We start from the raw sequence: 13972 nt of genomic DNA, 5'->3' as shown, positions 1-13972 counted from the left end.
CTACTGAGGATCTTTGCGCTGGTTGCGGATGCGGTCGTTGATGGGCTGACGGCCGGCGAATCCGGCTTCGAGCGAGTGGTAGAAGGCTATCCCTTTCTCGCCGTACTTCCAGCACAGCAAGATGGTCTCGCCATCGATTTCGCAAGGGAAGTCGAGCAGGCCGATGTCGAGGTCTTTGACCTGCACGCCGATAGCGTGGATTTCCGCGACGGCGTCGCGCACTTGCTGAACTGTCTTGTCGTACGTAGCGCGCTTCCGGGAAGCTTCACGGATATCGAGCGTCATGCCGCCGTTGAGAAAGACGCGATGGCGGAACTCGTTGTATTCCTCTTCCAGAGACTCGATCACCTTCTTCCCCTCGATGGAGGTGCGCAGCAGCGACTCCAAGACGGGAAGAAGGGATTCGGCTTCGTCGAGGGTGAAGGTTTTCATCGGTTACCGCACTTCGAGCATACGGTCTAATGCGACCTTCGCCCAGTGCTTAACTTTAGGCTTTACCTTGATCTGGTTGACGATGTTGCCGTCCACCAGGTTTTCCAGCGCCCAGCACAGGTGCTGTGGCGAGATCCGATACATCGTGGTGCAGAGGCAGCCGTTGTCGTCGAGCGAGAGGACGGTCTTGTCGGGATTCTCGGTCGCGAGGCGATGTACCAGGTGCATCTCGGTGCCGATCGCAATGGCGGCGCCTTTCGGGGCGGCCTTCACGAATTTGATGATGAAGTCGGTGGAGCCGGTGGCATCTGCTTTTTGACAGACTTCCCAGCGGCACTCGGGATGGGCAACGATCTGGATGCCGGGATAGTCGGCGCGCATGCGCTCGATGTGCTCGGGCAGAAAGCGTTGGTGCACGGAGCAGTGGCCTTTCCAGAGGATGACCTTGGCGCGCTTGAGTTGGTCATTCGTCAGGCCGCCATTGAGCATGTATGGATCCCACACGACCATCTCGTTGAGCGGGATTCCCTTGGCGTATCCGGTATTGCGGCCGAGGTGCTGGTCGGGCAAAAAGAAAACTTTTTCGTTGCGAGCAGTCGCCCAAGCGTAGGCGCCGCTGGCATTCGACGAGGTGCAAACTAAGCCGCCGCGCTCACCTACAAAAGCTTTAATCGCGGCGGTGGAATTCACGTAAGTGATGGGCGTGACGCCGGTGCCTTTGTCGTCCGTGATGCCGGCTCGTATGAAATGCTCCCACGCGGTTTCGACCTGCGTGATTTCGGCCATGTCGGCCATTGAGCATCCGGCGTTAAGGTCGGGGAGAATGACGACCTGGCCATCACGGCCTAGGACATCAGCGGACTCCGCCATAAAGTGCACGCCGCAGAAAATGATGTAACGGCCCTTGGATTCGGATGCGGCCTTGGCAAGGCGATAAGAGTCGCCACGGAAATCGGCGAATTTGATGACTTCGTCGCGCTGGTAATGGTGGCCGAGGATGATGCACTCGGCGCCGACCTTACGTTTGGCAGCCTGGATGCGATCGTCGAGAGAGTTATCGGGCAGGACAAGATAATTGTCCAGCGGACAAGAGACTGGTGCTATTGCGGTACCCACTGTGTGCCTCGCCTTCAGCCCCAGCAACGACACATTCGCAGCGCGGATTGCGCTTTGGTCTCGCCGTCCTGGAACGGGGATGTTGAAAGCTATCTGCTCGGGCTCCAGTAGATTCGCTGCCTTGCGGCCCAACCTACGGGGTTGTTGAAGCCCTGTGGTGCTTTTTACTGCTACTTAATGGATGCCCGCTTTCCTCGGAGGTTTCAAAACCTCACTACAGGCACCTGTAGCTATTGTGCAACTCTGGAGTGAATCTTGCAAGTACCAGAGCGGAAAGAGGTTATCCGCCGATGTGGACCATAGTCCGAGAGGCGGGCATGAAATCGGCCTCACCGATGTGATGGCGCTGCTCTTTGTTCTCCACGGCGTAGCGAATGCGATCGGCGATCTCTTCGTCGGAAGCGCCTTCAAGAATCAGACTAGCGAGGTCGTGCTCCCTGACGCTGAAGAGGCAGGTGCGGATTTTGCCGTCACTGGTGACGCGGATACGGGAGCATGCGCCGCAGAACGGCAGGGAAACGGGCGCGATGATGCCCATCTCACCGCGACCATCTTCGAACACATAGCGCCGCGCCGTTTCACTGTGGCCGTGATCGAGATGGCGGAGCGGCATATATGTATTGAGCCGGGCGACAACTTCGTTCAGAGGGACGACGATTTCGGGCGACCAGTGGCGGTCCTCGTCGAGGGGCATGAACTCGATGAAGCGGACGACCACTCCTTCTTCGCGCGCGAAGACGCCGAAAGGCACGATTTGCTCTTCATTGAAGCCGCGCAGAAGAACGCAATTCACTTTCACTGGAGTGAGTCCGGCGGCTTTTGCGGCGCGGACGCCTTGCACGACTTTTTCGAAGCCGTTGGGGACGCGAGTGATCTTCGCGAAGAGTTCGGGATCGACCGCGTCCATACTGACGGTGACGCGGTTCAGGCCTGCTTCTTTCAAAGGTTGCGCCAGATCGGCGAGCAGGTGGCCGTTGGTGGTGATGGCGATATCAAGGGGCTCACCATCGAGCGTTTTCAAGGCACGAAGTTCGCGGACGAGTTCAAGCAGGTCCCGGCGGAGAAGCGGCTCGCCACCGGTGAGGCGGATCTTAGTAATTCCGAGGGAGACGAAGACGCGAGCAATACGGACGTAATCTTGGAAGCGAAGTTCGGCGAAGGATGGCCCATTGTTGCCAGAGCGGCAATAGACACAACGATAGTTACAGCGGTCCGTGATGGACAGCCGGAGGTCGTTGATAGTGCGTCCGAATTTATCGGTCAGTGTCATGCCGCGCAGAACACACCGCGGCAGCATGCGCCGAGGTGCTTCCTTTCCAAACGGGAGGCGGCGAAGTTTCCTTCGTCACCCTCGATCCATCTACAAAGATGGATACCGCGCCCGATGCCTTAGTATTCCGTAGGCAGCGAACGTCGGAAACACGTTCCTAGTATAGATGCGCGGGACCCTCGGAAGTAACGTGAATCCGTCGCCCGGCAGCCTGCATCTGGAAGGCGTTCAATCCTATATCGAATGAGGGGCAATGAAATCGACGATCAATTTGCCGAGCCGGCGCAATAATCTGCCGTTTAGCGATGCCGTACGCGTGGGGGAGACGGTGTATCTTTCCGGGCGAATTGGCTTTAAGCCGGGAACCACGGAAATTCCAGCCGATGCGGGTGAAGAAGCAAAGTACCTGCTCGACGGAATACGCGAGGTGCTGGAGCAGGCGGGCATGGTGATGGACGACCTCGCCTATGTGCAGATTTTCACACCCGATGTCTCGCTGTTTGACACCTTCAATAAGGTGTATGCGACCTACTTTGAAGAGGAGTTCCCGGCGCGGGCTTTCCTGGGATCGGGGCCGCTATTATTTGGCGCACGCTTCGAGCTGATTGCAATCGCGGCGAAGTAGCTATTCGCATTCCTTCAGCTGTCGCAGTAAGAACCGGCGCTCCGGTTCCGAGCACTTGCGATTGAGTGCTTCGCTGAAGCACTCGGCTGCTGCCGTACGGTCGCCGATTTCGAGGAGGAGGCGTCCGCGAGTGGCGGGAAGAAGATAGTAGTGGGCGAGTGCTGGTTCGTGGGCGATTTGGTCCACTTCGCGCATTGCCGCCACAACGCCGTGGACCCGCCACACGGCGATCGCCCGATTCAGCGCGATGATCGCTGAGGGATTCAGTGCCATCAGGTCGTCGTAAAGGATGAGGATCTTCGGCCAGTCGGTGCCGGCAGTGTCTTTGGCTTGGGCGTGAATGGATGCGATCGCGGCCTGCATGTGATACGTAGACACGGCCTGTCCTTGCGCGCTCTTCACGATCTCGTGGAAACCGAATGCGATTAAGTTCTGGTCCCACTTGCTGCGGTCCTGGTCCTCGAGAAGAACCAACTCGCCTTTGTCATCGACACGGGCGGGAAGGCGAGCGGCCTGGAACGCCAGCAACGAGACCAGCGCGTTGGCGCGCGGTTGCGATACCGGCGATGCCGCCACCAACATGGCGAGACGTAGGGCTTCCACGCAAAGGTCTTGCCGCACCAGGTCATCGCCGGCGTGTGCCGTGTAGCCTTCGTTAAAGAGCAGGTAAATCACTTCGAGAACGGAATCGAGCCGCTCGGAAAGTTCTTTACGCGGCGGAAGATCGAAGCGGATGTTGGCGTCGCGTATCTGCCGCTTGGCGCGCACCAGGCGCTGCGCAATGGTTGGCGGATCGGCGAGGAACGCGCGAGAAATCTCCTCGATCGAGAAACCGCTGACCGTCTTAAGACTGAGCGCAACGCGGGCATCGCGCGAAATCAGTGGATGGCAGCAAAGGAAGATCATGCGCAACTCGTCGTCACGAAACTGGTCGCGCACTTCGATGTCACCGGTTGGATTGGCGCGGGTAAGTTCTGCGACGATTTCTCCGGTCTTCTCGGCGGCCATTCCGCGGTGACGAACGATGTCGAGCGCGCGATTGCGCGCAACCTGCATGAGCCAGCCGCCGGGATTGTTGGGAACGCCGCCAAAAGGCCAGCTTTGCAGGGCCTTCACAAGCGCATCCTGTACGGCTTCTTCCGCGAGATCGAGGTGGGCCGGGCCGAGCACACGGGTAAGGTGCGAGACCATCTGACCCGCACTGGTGCGGAACAGATGGTCCACCATCCCCGCGATTTGGTGCTGAGTGTCAGCCACGATGCATGTCGTGGATCTCACGAATCTCGACAATCCCGCCGTATTCGAGGTGCGGATGTTCGCGCGTGAGTTCTACAGCTTCCTCATAATTCGCGGCTGTGAACGCGTAGTATCCACCAAGGAATTCTTTGCCTTCTGTGAACGGGCCGTCCGTGACGCGAACGTCTTTCTTGCCGCGGAGCACCTTGCCCACTCCATCGGTGAGCTTATCGCTGCCCAGGTAGATGCCCTTCTTGCGAAGATTGTCCCCCCACGCAAAGTACTTCTGAACCGCTTCCTGCATCTGTTCGGGACTTAGGTCTGCCCAGGTTGATGGCTGGTTGTAAAGCAGGATCATGAATTTCGACATGTAGATCTCCTAGCGCAAGCGCGCGAATCGGATGTTTTCAGCGAACTTTTTCTTGCCATTTTCAACGAAGTGCCACGTGGTGGAGAAGCGGTTTGCGTTGGTGGAACTTCGCCAAAATGACGAGCAAAGTTGCATGGAATCGACAGGGAAATCAGAAAATTTGTGGGGCGTCATTTGCAGGCACTTTCGGGGTTATGCCATTCCATCGAGCATGCCGCGCATATAGGCGAGGCTGGCGATAACGCCGGGCATCGGGTCATCGGCGTGGACCTCGTACTCTAAGTCCACAAAGCCGGTGTACTTGATTGCAAGAAGGGCCTCGAAAATTGCACGAATCGGCAGGATCCCATCGCCGACTGCGACTTGGCTTTCCTTGTCGATAACGCTGGTCAGGTCTTTCATGTGGACGTTGAAGAGCCGCGTACCCGCAAGACGGATGGCTTGCACGACGTCGGTTCCGGTGCGAACCGTGTGCCCGACGTCGATGCAGCAGCCCATCCGCGGGTCCAGGTCCTTCACGGCCTTCAGAACTTCGAGCGGTGAAGGGAAGATTTTGTCTTCCGGGCCGTGGTTATGGATCGCAACTCGAATGTCGTATTCCTTCGCGAAGTGTTCAAGGCGCGTTAGTTCTTCGACTGTTGGATCGCCAGCGACCAGCACTGGAATGCCGGCTCGCTTGCAGTAATCGAACTTCGCGCGAATGTCGGCATCGTCGTTCTTGGGAAAGTAGATCGCACCTGCGGCGTGCAGTTCGATGCCTGCGGCGCGGTAATCGGCAACGGCTGCGGCTTCCTGTTGCGGATCCGAGGGTAAGTGGTCTTTCGCGTCCTTTGCATTGAGCGATTTGATGTTCAATTGCTTTAGGTAACCGATCAATTGTGCGCGGGAGAAATTGCGAAACGTGTAGCTGGCGATGCCGAGCTTGATCGCCGACGAATGGTTTGTCGGCTTGGTTTGGCCCATAAGACGCGATGCTGGACCGAACGCGACCGCACCGACCGCAGCATTGCGGAGAAGGTCGCGGCGCGAGAGTCTTCTAGGCATGCGGTTCCCAGCCCTTTTCGTAGTCACGCCCCCACATCTTCATCGCATCCGCATCGTTCTGGATCTTGCCTTCTTTCGGGTCAATCTGAAGCTCACGGCCAACGTCCCATGCAACATTCGAGAGTTGGAGCATCGTGACGGCAACATTGCCAACATCGATCGGTGCATTCAACTTCGTTCCTTTCAGGACACCTGCGATGAAGTTCGCAAAGTGGGCATCTGTCATAGCGTCGCGGCCCACCAAGTCAGCGGTTTCTGACTTGCTCCCCACGCGGAATTCACCTGTCTTGTTGCCCTTCAAGTCGAATATGTCGTAGCCGTCTCGGTCCACAACAACGGTCCCGGTGGTGCCCATGATGGCCGAGCCGCGATCGCGGCCGAATTGTTTCATGCCATTGCAGCTCTGGCCTTCCCAGGTGATCATCTTGTCGACATATGCAAAGTTCGTGACGATAGTGTCGTAGAACTCGTAGTCGTCGTTGAACTGGTAGCGTCCGCCGGAAGCAGTGATGCGATTGGGGTAGCCGACGTCGAGTGCCCAGCGGCAAACGTCGACTTCATGGGTACCGTTATTCAGCGTTTCGCCCGTGCCCCAGTGACGGAAGAAGTGCCAATTGTAGGGATGGTAGTTGTCCTTGTAAGCGCGCCGTGGCGCTGGGCCTTGCCAGAGGTCCCAATCGAGTTGCGGAGGGACAGGGACTTCTTTGCCGTGTCCGATGGATTTGCGCGTGTTCGAATACCAGCTCTTCGCGAAGTAGGCGCGACCGATTAGGCCGTCATGAACCTTCTGGACGATCTCGATGGTGTGCGGGGCTGAACGCTGTTGCGTTCCCATCTGCACGAGCTTGCCGTACTTGCGCTGCGCTTCCACGAGCATCGCGCCTTCGGCGGGATTGTGGCTGCACGGTTTCTCCAAGTAAACGTGTTTGCCAGCTTGCAGCGCGGCAATCGCCATCGGGGCGTGCCAGTGGTCGGGCGTTGCGATGGAGACCGCGTCGATGCTCTTGAGTGCGAGGATCTTGCGAAAGTCTTTTTCTGCAGTGGCGGCTTCGCTCATTTCCTTTTGTGTGGCATCGGCGAATTTCTGCAGAATGTTCCCGTCCACATCGCAAACATGCGTAATCCTCGCATTGCTGCGGTTCGCTTTCAGCGATGAGAGGTGTGCGTAAGCCCGACTGTTCAGGCCAATCATCGCAAAATTTAGCCGCTCATTGGAACCCAGAATTTGTGCGTAGCTCTTCGCGCTGATCGCGAGACCCGCTGCGCCTGCGGCGACAGTCCCGATGAAATCTCTGCGTGTTGCCATTGCAACCTCCTCAACAGGCGATCCCGGCTTTCGCCAGCGTCTTTCTCAGTCCGTCGAAACTTACGCGAGTGGATTGCTCCGGCGTTCCTGCTCCGTGCCAGTGCGTCTCCAGACTCAATCCGAAGTGGAAGCCATCGCGCTGCAGCGCTTTCAATTGTCCAACCCAATCCACCACGCCGCCGCCGACCGGCGCCCAATCGTATTTGTGGTCAGGCTTACGCACTACATCCTTGCAGTGGCAGTGACCAATGCGATCTTTGGGTAGCAAGTTGTAGCCATTCGGAAACGGTGTGTCGCCGATCGCCGCGGCATTGCCTGGATCCCAGTTCAGCAGGAAATTCCTATTGGGAACCGCCTTCAATACCGCGGCAGATTCCTCGCCGGTCGCCGTGTTGCACGACATTTCATTCTCGAGCACGAGGTACGCGTTGTCTTTGGCGCAACGTTCAGCCGCCTGCTGCAACTTCTGATTGATGACGTTGCGATACGGCTTTTGATCGTCGAGACGCCAGAAATCGAAGCAGCGGATACGGTCTGTTTCGAAATGCTTCGTCAGGGCGATGCAATGCTCGAGCAATTGGTCCTGGGCTTTGGCGTCAAAGTCGGCGTGGAATTGATCGCGCGTTTCACTCAGCGGCGACCGTGGCGCTCCGGGCCAGTCGGTCTTAAACAGGGGGCTCGCAATGTCCGTAACTCGCAGCTTGTGTTCGCCGAGAATCTTCTTCGCGTCGGCGAGTTCCTTGTCGTTCAGGGCGGTCACGTTCTTGTCCCACATGGATCGCAACTCGATCCATTGCAGACCGAAGTCGTGGGTGACGATCTGGCACGCGCGCTCGAAGTCCTGCGTAATCTCATCGTTGATCACTGCTATCCGAAACGGGCATGTCTCCGCACCGAATGCCGGAAGCGCTGCAGCTACCGCGCACGCTCCGACGCCTGCCAACCACTCGCGCCGAGATAACTTCATCCTTTTGCTCCTGGATATTTGTTATTGGTTGACGCCGCTTGCGAGGAACCCGCCATCCACCGTGATCGCTTGACCGGTCACGAACGATGCTGCATCTGAGGCCAGATAAACCGCGGCTCCGACGAGCTCCTCCGTGTTACCAAATCTTTGCATCGGCGTGCGCATTAGGAATTCCTGACCGCGAGGCGTGTTGTCGAGCAATTCAGTATTCAAGGCAGTCCGAAACACTCCGGGGGCGATCGCGTTCACGGTCACGCCCTTTTTCGACCATTCCACTGCGAGCGAACGCGTGAGCGACAACAGCGCCGCCTTGCTAGCGGAGTAGGCGGCAACCTCGTGCAAAGCAACGAAGCTGCTCAACGACGCGATGTTGATGATCCTTCCATAGCCGCGCTCGATCATGTGCTTACCGAAGACCTGGCATGCGCGGAGTGCGCCAGTGAGGTTGGTGTCGAGGATCTTGTTCCATTCATCTTCCGACACGGTGAGTGTCGGCGTGCGCTTGGTTGTGCCGGCGCAATTTACGAGGATATCGACCTTCTGAAACTTCGCGAGTACCGCATTGCATAAACTTTGGATTGACGCACGGCTGGTTACGTCCGAACAAACGCGCAGCGTCTGTCTTCCACGCCGCTCGATTTCGTCGGCCGCGGCATTCACTTGTTCTTCTCGGCGAGCGGTGGAGACAACGTCGGCACCTGCATCGGCGAGGCCGAAGCTGATGGCGCGTCCGATGCCAGTTGTGCCTCCCACAACGACAGCCACCTTGCCAGAGAGATTGAATAGGTCCGCCATCACGCCTCCGTGAATTTCTCGCGTTCCGCCCAGAGTCCGAGCCCCGGATTCGGAACAAAGAAAATTTCTTCACCTTCGACCTGGTTGTACCCAGCACACAAGCGCTCGGGATCGTATCGCTTCAGCATCGCGCCGAGATCTCCATACTCATAACCGACGCCATGGATCTCCGATGCGCTGAGGCCGCCAGGGCACCATCGCACTGCGAATCGTCCTTCGGACGACCCATGTATGAGGTGTGCCGCCGCCCCCAATCCAGTTGCGAGATCGTCGTTATCTTTCACCGCATCGAGGGTCGCCGGAGTGCCGCGGTATCCATATTTGCGGATGAGCGCGTCGATCCGCGCGTCCTCACCAAATGCCCGAACGCCCGGAGCCAGGATGATCAATTCTGCACCATCTGCGAGCGCCATGCGGGTGCGATAAATTGCTTTGTTCCCAAGCCACGTGCTGTGAAATTCGCGAGGATCGAGGTACACGACTGCCTTCTGTATTGGCGCATCCATCATCGTGATGTTCACTTGGCGACTCAACTCAGCAGCACGATGAAAACACTCCGCATCGTCGCCAATAAACAAGCCTCGTACGGCTGTTCCAGCGCCAGTTGCTTCGATGACGGTAAGCACATAGACAATCGGAAGATGTCGCAGGAACTTATCTGTCGCGTAATTCAGTACAGCGCGCACTGGATTCTCGGCGCGCCCCATGATGCGTTCCATCCCGTAGACGGCGCCGAGATAGTGGCTGCGATTGATGCTCTCTGGACCGCCGGTACCCACCAGGATGTTCTTGTTGTAGTTCGCCATCCCGATGACTTCATGCGGCACCACTTGGCCGATCGAGAGGACCAGATCAAAATCACCCTGCAAGATGCGCCGATTCACTTGCGCGGGCCACGGATAGTTCAGCCTACCTTCTGACTGTTGGTAGATGAACTCTGCCGGTACTTCGCCGATGGTCTCGACGTGAGTGCGCCAGTTATGGACGGCAAAGAGTTCGAGCGGCACATCCCCAAACATCCACTGGAGTTGTTCGGGGTTCATCGGTGTATGAGTTCCGAGAGCGGGCAGGACGCACTTCAGTGCGTCGCCATAATGCTCCCAAGCATATCGAGTGAGCGGTCCGGCCTGCGAATGGATGCGGCTGTGGTCCGGAGGAACTGCCAACACACGCTTCCGCGCACCAAGTTTCGCGAGCGCTTCGGAAAGCAGCTCCCGCAATTGTGACGAGAGATCGCTGTTAGGCCCACCGACGGCGCAAAGAAGACTCATGCGGCGATCTCCGCTGAACGCAACCCCGATGAAAGAAAATACAAAATCATCAGTCCAACAAGATACGCGCTTGCGGCGATGGTAAACAAACTCGCGTAGCTATGGGTGAGTTGCAGGACGTGTCCGGCGTAGAACGCGAAGATGGCACTCCCGATTGACCCGATCATATTGCCGATGCCGACCACCGAGCCGACTGCACTCCGCGGAAACATGTCTGACGGCGTGGTGAACAAGTTTGCCGACCAGCCCTGGTGCGCGCCGGCAGCCACACTGATCAACGCGATCGCAATCCAAACTGAGTTCACGGAGCTCGCGATAAAAATTGGCACTACCAAAATCGCGCAAACCAGCATAGCCGAGAGTCGCGCGCGTTGTTGCGTGAATCCCAATTTGCGGAACGGAGCAGGCAGCCACCCTCCCGCGATGCTTCCGACCGCCGACACGTTATAGATGATGATCAGAGGTAGTCCGATATGCGAGAGGTTCAAATGAAACTTCGCGCTGAAGTACGAAGGCAACCAGAAGAGATAGAAGTACCAGATGGGATCGGTAAAAAACTTCGCAAGCCCGAACGCCCATGTCTGGCGTTGGCCCCATAGTCGTCCCCACGGAACCTGCGGGCCCATCTCCACCGCTGCGTCTTTATAGATGTGCTGGAGTTCAGCGTCGCCAAGCTTAGGGTGCTCCTTCGGTTGGCGAAAGCGCGCGTACCACCACACGATCCATATCGCGCTGAATACACCTGTAGCAAGAAATGCCGCGTGCCATCCGTACCGGAGGGTTATCCATGGAACGATCAACGGCGCGAGAACCGCGCCGACGTTTGCGCCGGAATTGAAAATTCCTGTCGCCAGCGAACGCTCACTCTGAGGGAACCACTCCGCGACGGTTTTGAGAGCAGCGGGGAAATTCCCCGATTCGCCAAGTCCAAGGCAGAATCGCGCGATGCCGAACTCGAACGCAGTGCTCGCCAATGCATGGCCCATGGCTGACAGGCTCCAGAAAGCCATCACCAGCATGTAGCCGATTCGCGTTCCGATGCGGTCCATCAAGCGTCCGGCCGCAAGAAGCCCGATGCCGTAGGCGATCTGAAATGCGTCGACGATGTAGCCGTACTGCACTTCCGTCAGCCCGATCGACTGTTCCAGTGTCGGCTTGAGGATTGCGATGACCTGGCGGTCAACGTAGTTGATTGAAGTTGCGAGAAACAGCATCAGGCAGATGGTCCAGCGCACGCGTCCGATCGGCGGAGCGCCGTAATCGCCTGGATGGAGAGCCGTATCTGCCATCAGAGCCGGTAAGCCTCTTTTGCGAGACGATAGGCGAGATCGTGCGCGACCTCATAGGCCTCATCTTCCGCCAGTCGATGTTCGGCCACGAGTTTCGCCAAGTACGCGCAATCCATTCGGCGCGCCATGTCATGTCGTCCAGGGATGGAGAGAAAGGCACGGGTATCGTCGTTGAACCCAGCTGTGTTGTAGAAGCCAGCGGTCTCCGTCGTGTGTTCGCGGAACCGCGCCATGCCTTCGGGACTATCGTGAAACCACCACGGCGGCCCGAGACGCAGGCACGGATAGTGCCCTGCCAACGGCGCCAATTCACGGCCGTATACCGACTCGTCGAGGGTGAAGAGAATGATTGTCAGACGAGGTTCGTTGCCGAAGGCCTCGAGTAATGGGCCCAACGCATCCACGTAATTCATCGCTCGCGGGATATCGGCACCGACATCTCGACCATATTTTTCGAAGAGCTTGCGATTGTGATTGCGTTCACTGCCCGCATGGATCTGCATCACGAGCCCGTCCTCAAGGCTCATGCGCGCCATCTCGGTCAGCATTTGGCCGCGGAACAACTCCTTCTCGTCGGGATTCGCCATTCCTGAAATCACGCGCGGGAACAACGACTCTGCTTCAGCCCGAGATAGATTCGCAGTCCGTGCAGTTGGGTGACCGTGGTCAGTCGCCGTACATCCCAATTCGCGAAAACGGTCGCGTGAGACTCTCAGGGCTTCGAGATATCCATCCCACGTGGCGGTGTCGGAATTCGTCTGCTTTCCCAGATCATCGACGTTGGAAGCGAAACCTTCGAAGTCAGGATCGACTACGGAATCCGGCCGGAAGGTTGGGATGATGCGGTTTTTCCAATCGCCTGCGCGCAGAGACTTGTGATCTGACAAGGAATCCAGCGGTGAGTCCGTGGTTGCGAGCACTTCGATTCCGAACTGTTCGTACAACGCGCGTGGGCGGAACTCCGGTGTACAAAGTTTTTCAGAGATTGAGTCGAAGTAAAAGTCCGAGGTTTCGGCGGAGAGCCGCTGCGTCATCCCGAAGAGCTCGGAGAAGGCGTAATCGAGCCACCTGCGCGTCGGCGTTCCGCGAAAGAGGTGGTAGTTCTCGGCAAAGATCCGCCAGACGCGTCGCGGATTTGCTGTCTCGTGTACGCCGATCTCAAGGTCTTCGAGAGGCACACCCTGGCTGTACAACATGCGGAACACGTAGTGATCCGGCCGCACAAACAGAGAAGCAGGATCGGGGAACGACTCATTTCTGGAGAACCATGCCGCCTGTGTATGTCCATGCGGACTCACAATCGGCAGCGCGCGAACGTGTTCGTACAGGCGCTTGGCGATGGTTCTTGTGCCCGGATCAGCAGGGAACAATCGATCTGGATGAATCAGCATATCCGCGGACCAGTAGCGCCTAGCAGGATACACGGAATCGTTTGTTTCTGGAGTTTGGAGCCGGTTAGCCGAGATGCAGATCGTCTTCGTGCAGGCGCCGCAACGTTTCCGGTGCTCGCGCCGGCAGGTCTTCTGGTGTCGGCAATAGATCGTTCAACGACTCGAGCCATAGGACCTGTTCTTTGAAAATGAATCCAAAGTTGCGGGTGATGACAGGCATGACTTCTTCGAGAGTGAGCGATTTGCCGAGTTCGTGTTGCATCGAGGTCACCGGCTTGTCGCTGATCCCGCAGGGGACGATCAGTTTGAAGTAGTCGAGATCGGTGGTCACGTTCAGCGCGAAACCGTGCGAGGTAACGGCGCGTGAGATGTGGACGCCGATCGCGGCAATCTTTGCCTGCGGTTCGTTCACAGTCCAGACGCCGGTCAGACCTTCGACTCGCGTTGTCGGAATACCGAGGTCACCGCAACTCCGGATCAACACTTCCTCGATACGCCGGACATACTCGATCACGCCGATCTTTGGATTCAAACTGCGCAAGTCGAAGATCGGGTAACCCACTAACTGTCCGGGACCATGGAACGTCACGTCGCCACCGCGGTCGCATTCGATCAACTCAACGCCGCGTTGGGCGAGGATCTCCTGCGATGCCACGATGTTCTTCTGCTTCGCATTGCGTCCCATCGTAATCACCGGCGAGTGCTCCAGGAGCAACAGCGTGTCCTGGATTACGCCACGCTTGCGCAGATCAACCAGAGTCGTCTGCAATTGCTGCGCGGTGGTGTAGTCCACATGGCCGAGATTTAGGACCTGGATCATGAATATGAGATGAGTTTACGCCTTCGTCGGACTCTCGCTG

14 protein-coding genes and 1 riboswitch are annotated in these 13972 nt (G+C 57.6%); of the genes, 1 reads left to right on the top strand and 13 read right to left on the bottom strand.

Annotated features, from left to right (window positions below; all coding sequences use genetic code 11):
- The 3 genes from ACID345_RS22445 to moaA form a co-directional block, all read right to left on the bottom strand.
- Window positions 1-432, bottom strand: a complete 432-nt coding sequence (locus tag ACID345_RS22445; protein WP_011525115.1) for a DUF2203 domain-containing protein — start codon at window positions 430-432, stop codon at window positions 1-3.
- Between the two features lie 3 nt (window positions 433-435).
- Window positions 436-1548, bottom strand: coding sequence for a quinolinate synthase NadA (gene nadA / locus ACID345_RS22440; protein WP_011525114.1), 1113 nt, complete (start codon window positions 1546-1548; stop codon window positions 436-438).
- Between the two features lie 280 nt (window positions 1549-1828).
- Complete coding sequence (moaA, locus tag ACID345_RS22435; RefSeq protein ID WP_011525113.1) at window positions 1829-2845, bottom strand: GTP 3',8-cyclase MoaA; 1017 nt, start codon at window positions 2843-2845, stop codon at window positions 1829-1831.
- A riboswitch (molybdenum cofactor riboswitch) is annotated at window positions 2842-2979 on the bottom strand. (Overlaps the previous gene by 4 nt.)
- Window positions 2980-3071: 92 nt before the next feature.
- Here moaA and ACID345_RS22430 point away from each other — a divergent pair.
- Complete coding sequence (locus tag ACID345_RS22430; protein WP_011525112.1) at window positions 3072-3443, top strand: RidA family protein; 372 nt, start codon at window positions 3072-3074, stop codon at window positions 3441-3443.
- Here ACID345_RS22430 and ACID345_RS22425 read toward each other — a convergent pair whose 3' ends face one another.
- The 10 genes from ACID345_RS22425 to lipB all read right to left on the bottom strand — a co-directional run bounded on the left by ACID345_RS22425 (window position 3444) and on the right by lipB (window position 13932).
- Window positions 3444-4700 (bottom strand): RNA polymerase sigma factor, encoded by a 1257-nt coding sequence (locus ACID345_RS22425; protein WP_228370693.1) that lies wholly within the window; start codon window positions 4698-4700, stop codon window positions 3444-3446.
- Window positions 4693-5049, bottom strand: coding sequence for a YciI family protein (locus tag ACID345_RS22420; protein WP_011525110.1), 357 nt, complete (start codon window positions 5047-5049; stop codon window positions 4693-4695). The genes ACID345_RS22425 and ACID345_RS22420 overlap by 8 nt, the downstream gene beginning before the upstream one ends.
- A gap of 192 nt (window positions 5050-5241) precedes the next feature.
- Window positions 5242-6093 (bottom strand): sugar phosphate isomerase/epimerase family protein, encoded by an 852-nt coding sequence (locus tag ACID345_RS22415; RefSeq protein ID WP_011525109.1) that lies wholly within the window; start codon window positions 6091-6093, stop codon window positions 5242-5244.
- Window positions 6086-7399 carry a Gfo/Idh/MocA family protein gene (locus ACID345_RS22410; protein WP_011525108.1) on the bottom strand — a complete coding sequence of 438 codons (1314 nt, stop codon included), beginning with the start codon at window positions 7397-7399 and terminating at the stop codon, window positions 6086-6088. The genes ACID345_RS22415 and ACID345_RS22410 overlap by 8 nt, the downstream gene beginning before the upstream one ends.
- A gap of 10 nt (window positions 7400-7409) precedes the next feature.
- On the bottom strand, window positions 7410-8366 hold the full coding sequence (locus ACID345_RS22405) for a sugar phosphate isomerase/epimerase family protein (protein WP_011525107.1): 957 nt from the start codon (window positions 8364-8366) through the stop codon (window positions 7410-7412).
- A gap of 21 nt (window positions 8367-8387) precedes the next feature.
- Entirely contained in the window at window positions 8388-9161 is a 774-nt protein-coding gene (locus ACID345_RS22400; RefSeq protein WP_011525106.1) for an SDR family NAD(P)-dependent oxidoreductase, read from the bottom strand.
- Window positions 9161-10432, bottom strand: a complete 1272-nt coding sequence (locus ACID345_RS22395; RefSeq protein WP_011525105.1) for a lactate racemase domain-containing protein — start codon at window positions 10430-10432, stop codon at window positions 9161-9163. The genes ACID345_RS22400 and ACID345_RS22395 overlap by 1 nt, the downstream gene beginning before the upstream one ends.
- The gene (locus tag ACID345_RS22390; protein ID WP_011525104.1) at window positions 10429-11721 is read right to left on the bottom strand and encodes an MFS transporter; all 1293 of its coding nucleotides are present in this window, start codon (window positions 11719-11721) and stop codon (window positions 10429-10431) included. Before ACID345_RS22390 ends, ACID345_RS22395 begins: the two co-directional genes overlap by 4 nt.
- Entirely contained in the window at window positions 11721-13112 is a 1392-nt protein-coding gene (gene uxaC / locus ACID345_RS22385; RefSeq protein WP_011525103.1) for a glucuronate isomerase, read from the bottom strand. Before uxaC ends, ACID345_RS22390 begins: the two co-directional genes overlap by 1 nt.
- A gap of 64 nt (window positions 13113-13176) precedes the next feature.
- On the bottom strand, window positions 13177-13932 hold the full coding sequence (gene lipB, locus ACID345_RS22380) for a lipoyl(octanoyl) transferase LipB (RefSeq protein WP_011525102.1): 756 nt from the start codon (window positions 13930-13932) through the stop codon (window positions 13177-13179).
- Window positions 13933-13972: the final 40 nt, after the last annotated feature.

The sequence above is a fragment of the Candidatus Koribacter versatilis Ellin345 genome (genome assembly GCF_000014005.1).
Taxonomy (GTDB): Bacteria; Acidobacteriota; Terriglobia; order Terriglobales; family Acidobacteriaceae; genus Korobacter; species Korobacter versatilis_A.
This window is presented reverse-complemented; position numbering and strand designations above follow the sequence as displayed.